Below are 18,226 nucleotides of genomic sequence, written 5' to 3' on the forward strand. Positions count from 1 at the left end.
CTTTTTTCAATTATCCTAAATATACAATAATTTGATGGTTTTTATTAGAACTAAATCCCTGTAAACTTTAACCCTTTTTGAATAATAGTTTGAAAAGATGACTTAATATTTGCCCCAGTTTCAGCTATTTCTTGTCTTGTATGAAACACAAACTACCGCTTTTTTTTAAGCGCCTCGAAACCAGCAATCACATCAAACAACTCCGCATCGATTAAGCCTTGCCGCAGTTGGTGATACTCGTAATTCAGGTTATCCAATAATTCGCCAATGTTTTTCTCTGCACGTTGCATGGCAATCAACCGGCTGGAATTTTCACTTGCCAGAGATTCTGCGCATGCTTTGAACAGTGAAGAAAAAAGATATTCGTGAATGAGTGCTAAAAGCGTATCTTTCATACCACCGGCTACCTGAGGGATGAAATTTGTCGGCCATTTAAGGTTTAAAAAACGCTGTTTCCATTGTTCATTCAATGGTAATAATTGTTCTACCATCTGGGAATAGCCTACACCATTCTTTGGCTGGTTATGAAAAACGTAGATCCCCTCGAATCGTCCATTATCAATGTTTTCCTCGCTTTTTACCAGGATTTGACTTACCAGCGGCGTGATCGCCTCCACTGCACCTGGCAAAACAAAACGTTTGGTGGGAGGGTATCCCATGTCCAGTAATTTCGACGCTAAACGCTCGCCAACAACCCATATTTCTGTCTTACCCGGTAATTCAGCCAAATAGTCTGCCACAAATTCAGCAATTATGTCATTAAACTGTCCAACCAGCCCCTGATCTGACCCAAAAACTACTGCACAATGCAGACGCTCCTTTTTGCTTTCTACAATCGCTTTGTTACTTAAGACAACTGTTGGTTTTTCTCTGAAATAGCCAAGAATGCCTAAACCAACTGTTCTATTGTACTCGCCAAGAGAACTGACGGCCAATTCATATTGTCCAATATTAGAAGCAGCCATTGCTTTCATGGTACGGACCACGGATTTCAAATCTTCTGCACTGCTAAGTTTCTTTTGTAAATTGGCAAGGGTATCCATTATTCCTTATTTTGTGTGGTTTCGATTGCCGGAGACCCCGATTCCTCTTGATAGGAAGCCAGTGATTCGTTAGCTAATTTCAAAATGGCCTCCTGATCTTCATCAGATAGTTTGTCTTTTGAAAACATGCGTGTGATAATACCTTCGTCGAGTTCTACACTGGCTTTCTGCAATGCTGCTTCGGCATCACGTGTCTTTTCAAGGGGAATGGTATCAAAATAACCCTTAGTCAATGCCAACAGGACCACTATTTGTTCTACGACAGACAGGGGTTGCAGCCTTTCCTGTACCAACCAACTTCGGATTCTTTTTCCATGTTCTATGGTTTTTCTGGTCTCTTCATCCAGTCGTGTACCAAAGCGGGAATAGTTTTCTAACTCTTCAAACTGGGCATAGGCGAGCTTCAGATTTCCAGTTACAGAACGATAACCCGGCAACTGTGCTTTACCGCCAACACGAGAAACTGATTTACCTACATCTACTGCGGGTAAAATACCTAATTCAAAAAGTTTAGGTGATAGGTAAATCTGCCCATCGGTAATAGAAATAAGATTCGTAGGAATATAAGCAGATATATTTTGGGCCTCAGTTTCAATAATCGGCAATGCCGTCAAGGACCCGCCACCCAGTTCCTCGCTAAGATGCGTAGATCGTTCCAGTAATCTGGAATGAATATAAAAAATATCTCCCGGAAAAGCTTCCCGTCCTGGAGGTCTTCTCAATAGCAATGATAATTCGCGATATGCTCTTGCGTGATGGGTGAGATCATCATACACAATTAGCACATCATTCCCCTGCTCCATGAAATATTCTGCTATGCTGGTAGCAGCATAAGGAGCAATGTATTTCAACCCCGGAGGATCGTTTCCTTCTGTAACCACTACCACAGTATATTCCATGGCCCCTTTTTCCTTGAGGTTGGCAATAAGCTTGGCTACTGTGGAAGCACGCTGGCCAATAGCACAATAAACACAAATTACATTTTTGTCAGCCTGATTGATGATGGTATCTATGGCAATAGCTGTTTTGCCTGTTTGGCGGTCTCCCAGAATCAATTCGCGCTGTCCACGACCAATGGGAATCAGGGCATCAATAACTTTCAAACCCGTTTGAAGGGGTGTAGATACCATGGCGCGATCCATAATGGCTGTCGCCGTGCGCTCGATGGGAAGTCGCTTCTCATGTAGTATAACTCCTTCTCCGTCCACTGCTTTTCCCAGTGGATTGAGTATTCTTCCAATCAATTCTTTACCTACAGGAATATCCATTACCCGCGCAGTCCGTTCCGCTTCATCGCCTACATTTAATAAAGAGTCATCACCAAGTAGGATCACACCAATTTCATCTTCATCAATATTATAAGCAATGCCAAACAGGTCTCCCGAAAATTGTAAAAGTTCTTCAAATCCTACGGCTGGTAAGCCAGAAACTTTTACAATACCGGCAGAAACGCTTGTTACATAACCTACTTCCCGCGGTTCAAATGAGAAAGTATACTTTTTCCGGGCCTCAAGTAATTGAGTAAAAACATCAGGGACAGTATGATCAATTTTGTTTACAACCATTGGCGTTTTCTTACTACTTAACGCGTTATTTAGAAACCTCATTTTCGAAAGCACGGAGGTATTCCGAAATACTCCATGCCAGTTTGTATTCATTCGTGCTCAATTCAATCCCTCCAATCAATGCAGGAGTTTCCTCAAACCTTAAGGGGGTATCAGCTTCTAATATCGTATCAATTGTTTTTTTCAACTCATTTTGTTGTTTCTTAGGCAGAACTAAAGCACTTCTTACCAAAATTGCATCAGATGTTTCTTTAAAGGCCGCTTTCAATTGTTTCAACTCTTTCTCTTTTAATGTGTTCAGACGTTTGATAAAGACTTTTGTCAATTGTTCTTCAAGGCCCACCGAAGCAAGTTCTTCCAGCGTTTTCCGAGAAACAGCAAAAACTTCTTTTTTAATCTTTTGATTGAGTTCCTTGTATTGGTTAAGCTGCTTTTCTTCTGCGGACTTTTCCAGATGCTTAGCTAATGCCTCAGCATCCTTACGTGCCTGATCCAATAATTTTTGGCGTTCTTCATTGGTTTCTAAAACCATCTTATCCGCCCGGTCTTTCTTTTCCAGATCGAACCTGACATTCTTTTGCTGAAATTCTTGTTGCTCTTTTTTTGCTTCGGCTTTTCTTACTTCCGCCTCCTTCAATTGCGCCGCAATTTTGCTTTCTCTTTCATCTATTGCCTTCAAAATGGGCTTATAGAGAAACTTTTTGAGCAGCCATACTAAAATGAAAAAATTAATAATCTGCGCAATGACGGTAAACCAATTAATTTCCATGGAATTATATTGCGGTGATGTGATTCCAAAATGGATTGGCAAAAATAAGAATCATCGATAGCACAAAACAATAGATGGCCGTGGATTCGATCATGGCTAACCCTACAAATAAGGTTCTGGTGATTGTCGGAGATGCATCGGGTTGCTGTGCGATAGAACCTAAAGCGGCAGCCACAGCCTTACCTTCGCTTAAAGCAGGAAACATACATCCAATTCCTGTAGTAAATCCTGCCATTATCATTGAAGTTATTGCAATTGTCGTTATACTATCCATTATTTACCTCCTTTTGTATAGTTATTTGTTTTTTTGTTTTTCTTTGACTCTCTTTCATGGCAGCAGCGATATAAACTGTGGCCAAAATACTAAAAATATAGGCTTGCACCATTCCTGTTAAAAGACCCAAAACGGTCATAACAACGGGGAATAGGAAAGGTGCAATACTCAATAAAACGGCGACAATCAATCCACCGCTCATGATGTTTCCGAATAGGCGGATCGTCAAGGCAAGCGTACGGGATATTTCGCTAATGATGTTAAATGGCAGCATTATAAATGTTGGTTGGATATAGGACCTTAAATACCCCAAAAAGCCATGCTCCTCAATTCCAAAAAAAGGCACAGCAAAGAGCACTGAGATAGCAAGGGCCGCAGTAGTGGAAAGTGATCCCGTAGGAGGCTCATACCAGGGGAAAATAATCAAAAGATTGGCCATGGCTATAAATAAAAATAGGGTACCTATGAAACCAATATAAAGTTCCGGTTGCTTTAACCCAACTTCTTTGATTTGTTGATTGATGCCCGTCACTACCATTTCCAAAAAGCATTGCCAGCGCGAAATCCGTATTTCCGTTTTTAACTTCCTGGTGATGAGAATTGACGAAATTACCAATAGCAACATAATTCCCCAGGTCGTAACAATGGTCAGATTGAGGGAAAATAATCCATATTCCCAGAAAATTGTTTGATCGGGACTAAGCTTCATGGACTGTTTCGTTTTCGTCTTTAGTAACAAATTTTACTTTCTCATCATAAGCCCTGGTATGGCGGATAACAATATATCTGGTAACAATAAATCCAGCCAAACAAATGAGGCCGCTAAGCCAGTTTCCCCCTTTTAATATCAGGTAAAACCCCCCTATTGCGATTCCCATTCGTAAAATAAAGCTTCCTAAAAACCACAGAGCGGGTGTCTTAGACGAAACGGCTTTCTTTACGGTAATCCAAAGCCCTCCAAAAAAAAGAATGCCCATGGCTACTCCGGTGAGCAGTGCTATGATCATAAAAAGGGTTTCATTCATGTTCCTCTTCGTTTATATCTTCATGTTCTTTTTCCACCCATTGCCAGGCAAGCAAGCATCCTATAAGTAAACCCAGAATCAATAAGCTCAAGGTCCAGGAGAAAGTTTGAGGATATTGCCGGTCTAACCAGATACCCATTGCAGCTCCTGCAAGTGTTGGGACAACAATTGACCAGCCAATTAGTCCAAACATTCCCAAACCCGACAACACACCACGGTGTCCTTCTCGTTTTGCTTTTATTTTTCTGCGGGCCTTATCTCCGACCCGGCGACCTAAGTCATTTACCTTGCCTTTATCAGTGTCAACCATGCCGATCTTCTCTAAGTTTTTCAAGGCTCATAATGAAGCCACTCTCCATCTTTACCATTGAACTTCGGATTTCTTTTTCACTTTCGTCGAGGCGTTTAAACTCCTTTTCTACGGATTGGTGCAGGTCCTCAAGACTTGCTCCGCGAATGGCATTACGCACCGACACCAATACCTCTCCTCCTGCTTTTATCATCACTCCTTCATCAATGGCAATATAGTGTTCGCTCTCTGTTTCATAAGTAAAAATCCCTGGTACCAGGGCTGCTACACAATCTAACCTTTGAGGTAAAAGTCCAAAGGAACCTTCACTTGTTTCCATGACGATTCGCTGGACGTTCTGAATGTCCTCAAATACACGAAAAGGGAGCAATATCTTTAGATGCATGGTCATGCGGTGGTATTTACTTCTTTGTGTATTGAAGCATCTTTTTCTACATTCTCAGTACCCTCTTTTTCTTTGGAAGGGGCCGTTTTTAAAGCCTCATCAATGGTTCCAATCATATAAAAAGCGGTTTCAGGGATTTCATTTAGCTCATCAGAAAGAATGCGTTCGCAACCCTCGAGTGCATCATTTAAACTAACTTCTTTTCCCTTGATATCACTGAATTGTTCGGTAGTATAAAAAGGTTGTGTAAGAAACCGTTCCAAACGCCTGGCACGGTTGACAATGCGATGATCTTTATTCGATAATTGCTCCATGCCCAGCATCGCTATAATATCTTTAAGTTCTTCATATTGGGCCAATGTCTTCCGTATCGCCTGCGCCAATTGATAATGTCTTTTCCCGATAATGCCCGGAGTGGCCATTTTTGAATTCGATTGTAACAAATCTATGGCAGGATAAAGTCCTTCACTGGCTTTCTTTCTCGAAAGCACAATCGATGCCGAAAGGTGAGAAAAAGTATGAACAGCAGCCGGATCAGTTAAATCATCTGCAGGTACATACACTGCTTGAATCGAAGTAATAGCACCTGAATCAGTGTTGGCGATCCGTTCTTCAAGCTTTGATAACTCTGTCTCTAAGGTAGGTTGATAGCCCAGACGGGAGGGCATTTGCCCCATTAATCCTGAAACTTCCATACCGGCCTGAATAAACCGAAAAATATTGTCGATAAGCAAGAGTACATCCCTGTGCTCTTCGTCCCGAAAATACTCGGCCATCGTCAAGGCTGCATGTCCTACCCGAAAACGTGCGCCCGGAGGCTCATTCATTTGACCAAACAATAGCACCATATTCTCCAATACGCCCGCATCCTTCATTTCGTGATAGAGTTCTTGTCCTTCCCGGCACCGTTCTCCAATCCCACAGAACATGCTTATACCTTTGTCATGTCCTACCATATTGTGAATCATCTCTGTCAGCAATACGGTTTTACCAACACCAGCCCCACCGAACAATCCAGCTTTTCCACCTCGCTCCAAAGGTATCAATACATCTATTGCTTTAATTCCTGTAATAAAAATTTCAGATTTCGTGGATCTTCTGGACAATGAAGGAGGTGATTGATGAATAGAATTCCGCTTACCCTCTTTTAATGGCTCCCCATGGTCGATGGTATTTCCAAAAACATCAAACATGCGTCCTAAAATATGCTTTCCAACAGGAACGGAAAGTTGTTCCCTGGTAGAGGTCACTTCCATACCCCTGGCCAGGCCTTGCGTAGGTGTTAATGCAATGGCACGAACCTGGTGAGCGTCCAGCTGGGTATAAACCTCCATTTTTATATGCATATCTTTTCCCGTAAGCAATAAGCTGTTGATAGCCGGTAAATGAGTGTCAAACCAGATATCGACCACACTTCCGCGTATGCTTGTTATATTACCGGTATTCGCTTCATTATTCAGTTCAAAAGAATTACTCATTTTGGCACCTACTTATTTAATGGTTTTCGGTGAGCGTCCTTATCCGCAATAACGTTTTAGAACCTGCCCGTCGCTACAATTTAATAAAAATTTGCCGTACTGCTTTCTACCCTACTAGTACTTTGTGAATTATATTTGGTTCTCTGATTTAATGCTAACAAACAAACCGCTCCTGCTAACTTCAGCATTGTTTCATTAAGGTTTATAACGTAAAGTTCATTGCTATAAAGGATAAAGTGTTACACAAAAAAAATAAAAATTACATGAATCACAGGCTTTATTCATTTTAGTTGTCTCTTTTTAGAAGCAAAAAGAACATTTGGTCACTTTTTTGTGACTGTCTGAGGCTGATGACTCTCAACTAATGACAAATTATCGTAGGTATAAATTTGACAAGACCCATTATTATCAAAACCGGCACCATCAGCATTTGGGGGGTCTTTTTTTTTGGAGTTTATTATATAATTTCGGGTTGAGCTCTCCTATTCCCTGTTTCGACTGGAAAAGTCAAACCATAAGTTATTTAGGCAACAGCGCCAGCCTGGTTTTGGGAGTAGTAAAAATTGGGGCTATTGGTTCCAGTTTACTCCTACTTCTTTTTCCTGGCCTTCTTTTGAGGGCTTCAGGGAAAAACCTATGTGAAGGTTAGTACGGCGATGCTTATGGTTTACTGCCTGTTTGAAGTCTTAGGTTCAGCTTTTTTCCGATAAATCATACAGGTCAGCCATTGGATAGAAACGCTATTTGCCATAACGTATTTAGCATCATAGGAGATGCTGGAATGATCCTGTTTCCCCTTCTTTTAGGTGCCTTTTCCCAGAATGGAATTTTAGAAAATACCTCTTGACGGTAACATTCATTGAGTCGCTGAGGAGAACTTTTTTCCAAATCGCCAAACACTTGCCTTCGGATAATTCCCTCCTCCGGTGAAAGGGTGTGTGGCAGATCAAGAAAGGGCTCAAGGTTTCCAATTCGTCACATACTTAATTCTTCCCTGACTTCTTTTCTATTCTGTAATTTCCCTGCATTAGATTTTAGAAAATCGTCCTTGAGCGAAGCATAATTATGTTTGCTGCCGGAGGTTGTTATTGATGTTGACAATGAAACATTTTATCCATCATCCAAAACAACTCGGGATGCTTTTTCTCAAAGTGTTTTGGTTGTTTAAAAAAATACTCTGCCACCACCGAAAAAAACTCAGCTTCACTGAATGAACCATAAGGATATATATCTGAGTGGTTTTTTTTGATTTTTCCTATTTCCTGATGGATCATTTTTAACCAGGGTATGACGTACTGCTTTTGCAGTATCACCTCAGGCAAACCATCCACAGCCCCATCCGACTTGTCTATCAGGTGTACAAACTCGTGTATGCCCACATTACTCTCCGAGTATTCATTTTCAAATCCCTCATGTAAAGCTGATTTAGAAAGGATCATTTTCCGATTCATAACTCCCCAACCTACCTGCCCCATGGTGTTTCTTTTTTCCCCGGCAGTCTCATATGACGAATTAAATTCGAAAGGGTAAAGCAAAACTTCGTTTAGATTGGTATACTCCCAAAATGGAAAATGAAAAACTGGAATAATGGCACTTGAAGCTACTAAAAGTTAGTCTTCGTCTGTCACTTCAACTTCGATACCGGTGATTTTATGTTTGTTTATAAAACCAAGGATCCGCCTTTCAAATTCCTTTTGATTTATTGGTGAAAGTGTTTGGTAAAATTTGATTTTATGAAATAAAATCTAACCGAAGGGAGTCAGGGCGCTAAAAACAATTTTAAACACATAAAAATTACTTGATAAGTAAGAAAATATTTGTTACTTCTTCACTCATTTTTTCGATAAAAAAACTAGATGGTGCCCGGAGGCAGGATTTCATACCTGGGCTAATAATGAATCGTCCGGTTTCTATGTTTGATCATTTATGGATTCCATGATTCTACTGGATTCAAATTATTTTTTTCCTTTTGAACCATATAAAAATGGCACTAGCAATAATGAGCATTACCAATAATGACAGGAAATACCCATAATCCCAGCGAAGTTCGGGCATATTTTCAAAATTCATTCCGTAAACACCTGCGATAAATGTCAAAGGAAGGAAGAACGCAGAAAATACAGTCAGCAACCTCATTACATCATTGCTTTTTTGGGCTTGGAAGGTCATGTATGAATTAAGTAAGGCGTTCGCGTCGTCTACCACCTCTTCCGTTCGTAATGTTAAATCCAATAGGGTATCCTTAATATCTTGCAGATTGGTATTTAGAGAATCATCAACCTTAAAGTGATGGAATACAGACTGCATAATTACCAATAGTTTTTTGGTTAACCTTGCTTTAGACTTTTCAAAATAGAGCTTTTCGATGGACAGATTATCTCCTCCTTTAAGGAAAATACTTTGTTCTAATGCGTCCATTCTTTCAGATTGTGTTTTGATGGGTTCTTCAAACGTTTGAAGTAAGTCATTGACAATATGCAAGACCAATTCCTCTGAAGAGTCAAAATTGTCAGGTAGATTGTTCAAAAAAGAAAATGAAGCGCGATGTATCGTAATTAACGCTTCCTTATTTACAAAAAAGGCAATCTTATTACTGATTTGACCAACTTCTATGGCTTTTTCATTTTCTGATGCCGTATGGGCTCTGAGAATCATAAAGGTATAGGCAGCCGTATTTTCCAATTTAGGCAAATGCCCGGATTTAAGAGCGTCTTCAAGAAAATTTATATCTAAACGGAGAGGCAATTCAAGGTCTGTGAGACTTTCCTCTAATGGATTTTCTATATCTATCCATTGAAAGTGACCAAAGTCCTTTACTTTTTTATTCATTTTTCAAAAATTGTTTTTTTGTCTACTAATTGACCCAACCGTTTTTTAATTAGGCAGCAAATGGCACTAATTCCGCTACTTTTTCGCCATCCGGTCCTTCATCTACAAGTCCTTGAAATTTGCCGGTACCCAAGGACATCAGGGTTGTACAACGAACTCCGGATAGATCTCCCTCACAAAATCCACCTGTGCATCAGTAGTTAATATTACTAATTATTTCATTAACGATTGTCGAAAAGAGCATTTTTCTGTTGTGAAAACAGCCTTCAACTAAGGAGATTAATCTCAGTCATCCGGCCGATTTTGTATCCCGGTAGCTCTTAATTGCTATCAGGACCGGTCTCTCAAAAACATCTGTAACCTGCCTACCTGATTCGCAGCGCGTTCGCTAGAAAACGCAATAATGGCTTTTAAAATAGGAGTAGCATCTATCGTAGTATATGAATATGCCGGTAAAATTACGGTCATCAAGGTTGGTTATTGAACTCCACATAAAAGGTGCTGCCCACCAGCGGGATACTATCGGCCCAGATTCGGCCATCCATGGCCTCCATCTGACATTTTGTGATATACAAACCAAATCCTTTAGCGTCTGGATGCGTGTGAAAAACCTTTCGGATTTTGAACAGGTCCTTTCCATGATTGTCTAAATCAATACCCAATCCATTGTCCGCAACAGAAAGTACCATTTTATTTCCCTCTCGTCTACTTTTGACGCAAATATGAGGCGTACGTAAGGGTGATTTGTATTTCAATGAATTGCTAATCAGGTTATGCATGATACTCCGAACATAGGTAGGCGGAAAATAGAGAAAAAGCGACTCATCAAAATCACATTCAATCAGTGCATTGGAACGCTCTATTTCCCCTCTCAAGCCCGCACATGTTTTTAAAAAATACGCTTTCAGGTTAATTCTTTTTGATCTTATTTCTAAATCATATTTAACCTGAAGAGATTCCATCAATTCTTCTAAGATATCCCTAAGGATTTCAGTTGATCCTTTTAGAAGTTCTTTAAGGGTGGCAACTTCTGATTCTTCTTTCGTTTCGGTAATATCATCCACCAGTATGAAAATATTGTTCAAAGGGCCACGTAAGTTGTGAGAGACAATATTGAAAAAATCTTCTAATTGGACTTTTTGAACCGAAAGCTTTTTGTTTGCCAGGATCAATTCTTCGGTTTTACTTTCCTTTTCGCTATTTTGAAAAGTAAGTTCCAGGTAAGCAATCGCTAATTCATCAGCCCTTTTCTTCTTCTCCTCGTTTTGGAAGTCCAATTCCAGGTTAGCGGTTATTAATTCATCTGCTCTCTTTTCTTTCTCCTCGTTTTGGAAATCCAATTCCAGATTGGCTAATACCAGTTCATCCGCCCGTTTTTCCTTTTCCTCATTTTGGTAGATAAGCTCCAGATTAGCGATATGCAACTCCCCCGCCCTTTTTTCTTTTTCCTGATAAAGAAATTCGATTTCTCTGTTCGCTTCTGCCAACTCATTTTTATAGCCCATCTCATTTTAACTTAGGGGTTCTTACTCAGAAATAAAAATAACACCCTACCCACCTTCTGAATATAAAATAGCAGAACTTTCTGAGGAATTCACCTTTCTTATTAGTAGAATATTTAGCTTCAATTTACGTATATTTAAACATATAATTATGTTTTTTGAGATTTTATAAAAAATATCGCTCATTTTTCAGAATCAAACTGAATCAATCACCAATCCTTTTCAGGGAAAAAAAGCTTAAACACCCATAACAACCACTTAGAGGTTGCTTCCAAAACTACCCGTTAGCTTAGCATCCTGGCTAGTATCTTGTATGTAACTGGTTCAAATACGCATTCATAAAGTTCTTTTTTTTAAATTTCTCCAGCATGGAGCCAAGGATTTCATCATTCGATTAGGGTTGGTAAAGAACATTATTTTTTTTATTTTAAAAATTGTGTGCAACCAAAAACCAATAATTGATGATGAAGAAGCAGACACTCGTTTTAATGGTTTTCTTGACAGTACCTTTTTTCATAAATGCCCAATACTATGAGGTGAGAGAAGTAGTATTTGAAAACGATGAAGTGGTAGATGAATTTTTTGAGAAAAACCATCAAAAAGCCGTGCAATGGAACGGAATGCGCAAAACACAAATGGAGCAACAGATGAAAAGCCCGGTTTACAAGATTGAAAGGCAAGGCGAGGAACTGGCGGTTTGGCAGGTTCAGGGGGAGAAGGAACGCGGCCCCATGGTATTTAAACAAATGGATGATCCCGATGTATTTGAACTTAAAAGAGAAAGTTCATTTACCCGATTTGATTTGCGCAAAGATGCCCCAATTATGATTTCGGGAAGGTTTGTTCCGCTGGAAAAGCCGGAGGCTGGTGCAACTGAAAACTATGGGATTTTAAAAGACAGGTATGGTGATAAGGTGGAGGCTTTTGTCGTCAGTGTGGCTTTATCAGAGCAGGATCCTGATGCTGAAATACTAAATGCAACGAAAGCATATAAAGTGACGGAGGTGGACCTGGTTATTCATGAAGATGTGGTTGCTTTTGGTAAAAAACACAGCAAACATTTTTCCGCTTACAGCGAAAGTAACCTTTCAACGGTTGAAAAAGCATATTTAAATAAAGAATACAAAATTGAGATGGAAGGCAGGAGCATTACCATCAGCTCGCAGAATTCCGAAAATTCAAAATTTAGCTCATCCAGTTCGATTGAGCCTTTAACAGCGGATGTTTACCGGGCAGAGGTAATGAAATCGTTCTGGGATTTTCACCTGGAAGATACAGATGAATTCGATGTTAAAAAGCTGGAATATTCCGAGTTTCTGGTTCCAAAAGAGGAGGATAAAAATACGGCTGAATACCAGGAGTTAAAAGCCAAATATGGAGAAAAAATGCCTTATCAGACCATTGTTCAATATGTCAAAGAGGTACCTGTAGATGAATGATAAATGAAAAGTATTCCGCCCACTTGCTTTTAGCTTCGTATTGGTGCCAGTGCTCTTTTTTTGCATTGGCCCCAACTGCCCCTCATTCCAAAACTGAAGTCGCAACCAGGTCCTTGTCCCGTACGGCTTTTTACTCGTCCAGCTCCCGAGCAGTCCAGGGTCTGGTTCGTCCGGAGACCTCCACCCGGGTTTTCGCAACCGTTTCGGGAGCAACCGCGGGTGATCCGTCACCAAATTCCTTGCGGATGTAGGTGAGGACATCAGCGATCTCCTGATCGCTCATTCCACCCATGGAAGGCATGGGAATGGACTGGGTTCCGGCACCATATTGCTCTCCCGCTACGTCCAGGGGACCGGTAAGCCCATTGAGCACGATTTTGATAAGCTTCGTTTCGTCTCCAGTGACCCGCTCCGAACCTAGCAGGGGTGGATATACCTTTGGCAGACCCTTACCACCCGGCTGATGGCATGACAGGCAGGCCTTTTCATACAAGGCTTCGCCAGTTGAAACGAGCGCAGGGCCCTGATCCAGCAGCTCCCGCAGAAAGTTTTCCTGAACCTTGGACGCAGGCTGGAGTTCCCCCTCCTGAAAAGGAGTCTCCCAGAGAATCTGAAGGGACCGTGCACTCTGCCTCAACGCGTACTGTAGAAAGGGGTCCAACTCATGTTCGAGCGCTGCGGTTACCACTTCGATCGCAGCGGTCTCCCGTAGGTAGCTGGCGGCTATCACTGCCTCCAACCGGACCCGGGGGTGGGCATCATTAACCAGTTGCCGTAACCGACCAAGCGCTCCACCTTCCAGCCGCGATGCCCAGTCTCCCAGCACACGGGCACCATAGGCACGAATCCGGAAATCCTCCGACCGCAACAGGCGATCGAGCAACTCCGGTCGGACCGTTTCATGGGCCTGGTAGACCCCGATCAATTCGAGGAGAAACCGATCTTTCCGATCCTGAAGGTCCAACCCATCTGCTGCGGCCACAACCGTTTCCGTTGGCTGGTAAAAAAGCAAGCGCTTCGCCTGGTAGCGCAACCATCGCTCCTGAGAATCCAGAAGTGCAAGCAGTTGGCCCTCATCCATTACAGATAGATCGGGATAGTTAAAGGACGACCTGGAATCCGCTGTAATCCTCCAGATACGGCCATGTGACTTGTCACGTCGTGGGTCGGCATAGCTCGCCTGGTAGTGACCAATGATCGGGTTGAACCAATCGGCCACATACATAGCCCCATCAGGCCCCACAGAGACATCCACCGGGCGAAAGGAATTATCAGACGAGCTGATCAATCTGGGAAGCTGTTGGGTAGCAAATCCGGAACCAGCATCCTCGAATTGGTGCAATTCCACCACCGATCCGAAGTATCCGGCGATCAGTGCCGCACCTTGCAGCGCTTCGGGCATGGCTGCTGTTCCAATGATTTCCAGGGAGGTTGTTTTAGGGGAGGTCTCAAATAGAGGTCCTACATCGTGATATTGCTCCGGATTGTTCTTTTCGTAGGCTGTGTTCGGATCTTCCTTGTAGCGGGAATCGTCTTGTTCTGGAAAAGGAACCAAACCCGGCACAGTCCAATAACCTTCCGGGCGGTCTCCGGTCTTGTGAAATACCTGGCCGTAGTCGTCAAACGCGACGCCCCAGCAATTGGCGCCCGCCATTCCCCCTCCGAAGAAACCCTCCAATTTCAGGCGGCGGGGGCGATATCGCCAAACCCCGGCCCGGTCCAGACGGGCAACTCCATGCGGGGTCTCTACGCGGGAAATGGCGTGGAGCCCCTGGGTGAACCACAGTGTCCCATCCGGTCCATGCGTAATGCTGTTTACCATTTGATGCGTATCGCCTACGCCGAAACCTGAGAATAGTACCTCCCGCTCATCGGCCTTTTTGTCCCCGTCGGTGTCACGGAGATAGAGAATTCGATCAAAGTCGCAGACGTAGACCCCATCTCCACCCGGTTCTATGCCTTGAACCATGCTCAGGTTTTCGGCAAACCGCCACGAGCTATCTGCTACCCCGTCACGGTCACGATCCTCCAGGACCTGAATGTAATCCTGCGCAGGCATCCCGGCCAGGGTCTGCGGGTAGGAGGGTGAACAGGCGACATAGAGTCTTCCCTCCTCGTCCCATGCGAACTGTACGGGATTCACTACTCCTTCCAGCTCTGAAGCGAACAGATTGACCGAATACCCCTCTGCGGTCGTGAAACCCGCCAGTTGTTCTTCCGGTGTCAACGCATCGATCTCACTGTACACCACCGGAGCGACCGATACTACCGGTGCTTCTTTTCCTGCGATCCGATCATAAATAACGCCATCTGCTTTTTCCACAAGTGGCAACTGCTGCTCAAAAGCGACCTGCAGCGAGGGCTCAGCCCCGGCACCTTGCCCATACATCTGATTCACGCGATCTCCGTAGACAAAGGACCAGTTTGCCGGTCGCCAAAAATCGAACCAAAGGCGATTTTTCTGAACGATGGCCTGACGGACCGGATCCGAAGGTATCTCCCCGATTTCAACATCCAACTGCCTGGCAATTTCCGCGCTCACCCGGCGCAGTCCCTCCGGTGTCAGATGGATTCCATTCTCAGTGAGCCGATTCCCGGTAGGCATCCTGGTCAGATCCACGAATAGCGCATTGCGTTGAGCTGCGATCTTTTCCATCGATTTCACATACATCTGAAGATCGTCATTCCTTTCCCTAAGATCGGGTGCATGGGAAGCAAGCGGTTTTTCAAAACGGATGGGTGACACCAGCACCAACTTGTGGGTACGGCGGGAAAATTGATCCAGCAATTGGTGGTAGGCTGCTTCGAAATCCGCCAGTCGGTCGGATCCATCCAGTGCTTCCATCTGACCGAATTGAGCCAGGATCACCGTAGCGCCCACAGCATCCAATTGATCGCCCCAATCGCCGAAGTTCAGGTCACGCCATTGCTCATAGACCACATCACCTTCCCAGGCCATCGAACGAAAACGGGGCCGTTGCCTGGCAAAACCTGCCGCCAACAGCGACTCCAATTCGCCCGATCTTTGCTCACGCACAAAGTTTTCCTGACCTACAAATACGACAACATCATCTTCTTGCAACTGGAAGTTGCCCACTTCGAAGGCAGGAACCGGCAACCGGTCCTGTAAGGTTCCGAAACGACTCAGGATAGCCTCATTGGGAGGAACGACGGTATCATCCAACTCCTCAATATGCAGGTTGCGGAAAGAGATTTCAGCCTTGCTGTCGCCATGGATCTGCAAGGCGATGTGTCCTTCCAGCGGAATAGCTTCCTCCTGCTCCTGGTAGGTAATCGTCCTCTGACCGTTGAGAATGATCGTCACCTGCTTGCCACGGGCAATGACTTCGTATTGGTTCCATTGGCCCGGCCGCTCAATCGAAGCAACGAAATCAGAGTCTGCTTCCGCCAAAAAGCGATTGCGTCGAGACTCATCATAGAGGTAACCCGTGTAGCCTGCACCGATGTCTGCCTGGTAACCACTCATCTCGTTCGCCGGATGGGTGGTTCGCCGGCTGTGAAACTGTACGCCACCATTCACGAATCCTTCTGTGCCTACAAGGCGGTATTCGAGCCGCAGGTGAAAGTTTTTGTAGACCTTGTCCGTCGCTAGGAATTCGTTGCGCGGATTCCCCTTCAAACTGCCACCCGTAATGACTCCATCCTTAATGCGCCAAACCGATGCTGTGTGGGCATTCCAGCCCCTGAATGACTGGCCGTCAAAAAACGTACCAGAAGGAACTTTGGACGGAGCACATGCGCACAGCAAGGATGCGAAAAAAACGAGCAATATGCACCCAATGTTCCGGTGAATAAACGGAAAATCGTTTAATGGGAAATTTACCCGCGTCTGACTGGCTAAAGCGGTGATGGGGAATTTTGCGGATTCAATAACAGTATTGCTTTGCCGTTGGTATTTTCTGCTGGGAAAGCTTTTATTTTTTGGCATTATCATGTCAGTAAACTAATTCCTTGGTAAAAATAAATTCATTAAGACCGTAACTCTGGCAGCTCCTTGTTGCTCGATTGTAGGTATTATCCAAAAGCTGTAGACGCAAACCATACAGTCAATCTTTATGCTCCTATTTGTCCATTATATAAATCAGAAATAGGGAAAATCAAGCCGAAATTGTTCCAGTTTGAATTTCCATCTGTCAATGAAAAATCAGAGAACTTATTTTCATATGTTTATAATTGTCTTTAAGCGGCCATATGGAATCTCGCATGCTTTATAATCATCCCTCTGTGTGTCGCCTCCATCATGCTCGATTTCATGTGTTTATTTTTTGTTTTTTAAAGGTCGGCAGACAGGGAATCTTTGACGATTAAAATAATCATTGCCCTGTGTGTTTAATGATGATTTTAATCGTGTCAATTTAAACTATCTTATTATTTTTAAACCATTTCAAATTTACAGAATCTCAATCTGAACTGAAAATCAAAGTATGCTGTAGATTTATCACCATAAATCATCTCTTTTGGCTAAGCTGCGTTTCAATGCAGTTTAGCTCTTGTGTGTGCCCAGCATGGGCATCTGGTATCGAAGATACCAAATTATTCCAAAGGGTGAAAGTCCCTTGTGTGCGGGGGTAACGCCCCGAAGCACTAGCAAGTCGCAAGCTCGTTTGCTGTGAAGCATGGAGTGAAGGAAGCGAGACTGCAAACCCCGGTTCCAACGAACAGGAACTGGATACTGAGGCCTGACAGGTTGGATGAGGTAGCACATCATACCGACGTCCTAAGGGTGGAAAACCATCAAATACCTGTCTGGTAGATCCAGTGGATATTGGGGGAAGGAATATGTCCTTACCTGGGGAGATCTCGACCTGTACGGGTTACAGGATGAGAAGTCAGCCGAGGTCATAGTAGTTACCGGGAACGAGCTGTAAGAGCTACAGAGGTCTCACTGGGTAGCGAAGGACTGAACACTGGATTACGTCCAAATTCGATGGGGAGCACCTTTTTGGTGTAGCCCTATCTTAAGCGGACAGGGTTAACAGATTTATTATGATAGAAAAAGTACTCAACCGTAAGAACCTCTACAAAGCCTACCGACAGGTAGTGTGGAATAAGGGTTCGGCAGGGGTGGACGGCATGAAGGTCACCGAATTGTTTTCCTATCTGGAAAACAACAGGGACAGGATTGCCACATCCATCCTGAACCACACCTATGTACCGAAACCTATCAAGGGGGTTGAAATCCCCAAGAGCAACGGAAAGACCAGACTATTGGGAGTTCCCACAGTAGTAGAAAGGTGGCTACAACAAGCGGTAAGCCAGGTGCTGATGACCAAATACGAACTTACGTTCGAGGAACACAGCTACGGCTTCCGTCCCGAAAAGAACATCCATAAGGCCGTAACACAAGCCCTGAAAAACATCAATGATGGCTATCAGGACATAGTGGATATTGACCTCAAAGGATTCTTTGATGAAGTAGATCACTGCACACTTCTCCAACTCATATACCAGCGAGTAAAATGCCCAACTACTCTCCGGCTTATCCGGAAATGGCTCCGTGCACCGATCCAGATCAACGGAAAACTGCACAGGCGTAGAAAAGGAGTTCCTCAGGGTTCCCCAATCAGCCCCTTACTGAGCAACATC

The 18,226-nt window shown here is 43.4% G+C and carries 14 protein-coding genes and 1 pseudogene; 2 read left to right on the forward strand and 13 right to left on the reverse strand.

The genetic code is table 11. The annotated features are described in order from the left end of the window. Nucleotides 1-152 precede the first annotated feature (152 nt). The 12 genes and pseudogenes from GL182_RS07965 to GL182_RS08020 all read right to left on the reverse strand — a co-directional run bounded on the left by GL182_RS07965 (nt 153) and on the right by GL182_RS08020 (nt 11,183). Nucleotides 153-1,043 carry a F0F1 ATP synthase subunit gamma gene (locus GL182_RS07965; RefSeq protein WP_163379099.1) on the reverse strand — a complete coding sequence of 297 codons (891 nt, stop codon included), beginning with the start codon at nt 1,041-1,043 and terminating at the stop codon, nt 153-155. Next, complete coding sequence (locus GL182_RS07970; RefSeq protein ID WP_163379100.1) at nt 1,043-2,608, reverse strand: alternate F1F0 ATPase, F1 subunit alpha; 1,566 nt, start codon at nt 2,606-2,608, stop codon at nt 1,043-1,045. The genes GL182_RS07965 and GL182_RS07970 overlap by 1 nt, the downstream gene beginning before the upstream one ends. A gap of 25 nt (nt 2,609-2,633) precedes the next feature. Beyond that, a complete protein-coding gene (locus tag GL182_RS07975; RefSeq protein ID WP_163379101.1) occupies nt 2,634-3,377 on the reverse strand; it encodes a F0F1 ATP synthase subunit B in 744 nt (247 codons plus the stop codon). Between the two features lie 4 nt (nt 3,378-3,381). Beyond that, the gene (locus GL182_RS07980) at nt 3,382-3,651 is read right to left on the reverse strand and encodes a F0F1 ATP synthase subunit C (RefSeq protein WP_163379102.1); all 270 of its coding nucleotides are present in this window, start codon (nt 3,649-3,651) and stop codon (nt 3,382-3,384) included. After that, nucleotides 3,644-4,360 (reverse strand): F0F1 ATP synthase subunit A, encoded by a 717-nt coding sequence (locus tag GL182_RS07985; protein ID WP_163379103.1) that lies wholly within the window; start codon nt 4,358-4,360, stop codon nt 3,644-3,646. The genes GL182_RS07980 and GL182_RS07985 overlap by 8 nt, the downstream gene beginning before the upstream one ends. Continuing rightward, nucleotides 4,350-4,676, reverse strand: a complete 327-nt coding sequence (locus GL182_RS07990) for an ATP synthase subunit I (RefSeq protein ID WP_163379104.1) — start codon at nt 4,674-4,676, stop codon at nt 4,350-4,352. Before GL182_RS07990 ends, GL182_RS07985 begins: the two co-directional genes overlap by 11 nt. Next, nucleotides 4,669-5,010: an AtpZ/AtpI family protein gene (locus GL182_RS07995; RefSeq protein WP_240469734.1), complete on the reverse strand. Its 342-nt coding sequence runs from the start codon at nt 5,008-5,010 to the stop codon at nt 4,669-4,671. The genes GL182_RS07990 and GL182_RS07995 overlap by 8 nt, the downstream gene beginning before the upstream one ends. Continuing rightward, entirely contained in the window at nt 4,979-5,371 is a 393-nt protein-coding gene (locus GL182_RS08000) for a F0F1 ATP synthase subunit epsilon (RefSeq protein WP_163379158.1), read from the reverse strand. Before GL182_RS08000 ends, GL182_RS07995 begins: the two co-directional genes overlap by 32 nt. A 2-nt stretch (nt 5,372-5,373) precedes the next feature. Continuing rightward, nucleotides 5,374-6,849: a F0F1 ATP synthase subunit beta gene (gene atpD, locus GL182_RS08005; RefSeq protein WP_163379106.1), complete on the reverse strand. Its 1,476-nt coding sequence runs from the start codon at nt 6,847-6,849 to the stop codon at nt 5,374-5,376. Between the two features lie 1,085 nt (nt 6,850-7,934). Further along, nucleotides 7,935-8,447 (reverse strand): annotated as a pseudogene (locus GL182_RS08010) (zinc-dependent peptidase); the annotation flags it as partial. 352 nt (nt 8,448-8,799) lie between these two features. Then, on the reverse strand, nt 8,800-9,678 hold the full coding sequence (locus tag GL182_RS08015) for a CorA family divalent cation transporter (RefSeq protein WP_163379107.1): 879 nt from the start codon (nt 9,676-9,678) through the stop codon (nt 8,800-8,802). 467 nt (nt 9,679-10,145) lie between these two features. Continuing rightward, a complete protein-coding gene (locus GL182_RS08020) occupies nt 10,146-11,183 on the reverse strand; it encodes a sensor histidine kinase (RefSeq protein ID WP_163379108.1) in 1,038 nt (345 codons plus the stop codon). 458 nt (nt 11,184-11,641) lie between these two features. Between GL182_RS08020 and GL182_RS08025 the strand changes: the two genes are divergently transcribed. Next, the gene (locus tag GL182_RS08025; protein WP_163379109.1) at nt 11,642-12,619 is read left to right on the forward strand and encodes a hypothetical protein; all 978 of its coding nucleotides are present in this window, start codon (nt 11,642-11,644) and stop codon (nt 12,617-12,619) included. Between the two features lie 130 nt (nt 12,620-12,749). Here the strand turns inward: GL182_RS08025 and GL182_RS08030 are convergent, their stop codons facing one another. Next, nucleotides 12,750-16,568: a PVC-type heme-binding CxxCH protein gene (locus GL182_RS08030; RefSeq protein WP_163379110.1), complete on the reverse strand. Its 3,819-nt coding sequence runs from the start codon at nt 16,566-16,568 to the stop codon at nt 12,750-12,752. Between the two features lie 1,058 nt (nt 16,569-17,626). Between GL182_RS08030 and GL182_RS08035 the strand changes: the two genes are divergently transcribed. Then, nucleotides 17,627-18,226: reverse transcriptase domain-containing protein (locus tag GL182_RS08035; RefSeq protein ID WP_240469735.1), on the forward strand; the 600-nt coding region annotated here is incomplete at its 3' end.

This window comes from Cyclobacterium sp. SYSU L10401 (assembly GCF_010993705.1).
GTDB lineage: Bacteria > Bacteroidota > Bacteroidia > Cytophagales > Cyclobacteriaceae > Cyclobacterium.

What these genes read in the sequence shown, in the direction of transcription:
- GL182_RS08015 (WP_163379107.1), bottom strand. Translation starts at nt 9,678, where the DNA reads ATGAATAAAAAAGTAAAGGACTTTGGTCACTTTCAATGGATAGATATA.
- GL182_RS08030 (WP_163379110.1), bottom strand. Translation starts at nt 16,568, where the DNA reads ATGCCAAAAAATAAAAGCTTTCCCAGCAGAAAATACCAACGGCAAAGC.
- GL182_RS07975 (WP_163379101.1), bottom strand. Translation starts at nt 3,377, where the DNA reads ATGGAAATTAATTGGTTTACCGTCATTGCGCAGATTATTAATTTTTTC.
- GL182_RS08000 (WP_163379158.1), bottom strand. Translation starts at nt 5,371, where the DNA reads ATGCATCTAAAGATATTGCTCCCTTTTCGTGTATTTGAGGACATTCAG.
- GL182_RS08025 (WP_163379109.1), top strand. Translation starts at nt 11,642, where the DNA reads ATGATGAAGAAGCAGACACTCGTTTTAATGGTTTTCTTGACAGTACCT.
- GL182_RS07965 (WP_163379099.1), bottom strand. Translation starts at nt 1,043, where the DNA reads ATGGATACCCTTGCCAATTTACAAAAGAAACTTAGCAGTGCAGAAGAT.
- GL182_RS07970 (WP_163379100.1), bottom strand. Translation starts at nt 2,608, where the DNA reads ATGGTTGTAAACAAAATTGATCATACTGTCCCTGATGTTTTTACTCAA.
- GL182_RS07980 (WP_163379102.1), bottom strand. Translation starts at nt 3,651, where the DNA reads ATGGATAGTATAACGACAATTGCAATAACTTCAATGATAATGGCAGGA.
- atpD (WP_163379106.1), bottom strand. Translation starts at nt 6,849, where the DNA reads ATGAGTAATTCTTTTGAACTGAATAATGAAGCGAATACCGGTAATATA.
- GL182_RS08020 (WP_163379108.1), bottom strand. Translation starts at nt 11,183, where the DNA reads ATGGGCTATAAAAATGAGTTGGCAGAAGCGAACAGAGAAATCGAATTT.
- GL182_RS07985 (WP_163379103.1), bottom strand. Translation starts at nt 4,360, where the DNA reads ATGAAGCTTAGTCCCGATCAAACAATTTTCTGGGAATATGGATTATTT.
- GL182_RS07990 (WP_163379104.1), bottom strand. Translation starts at nt 4,676, where the DNA reads ATGAATGAAACCCTTTTTATGATCATAGCACTGCTCACCGGAGTAGCC.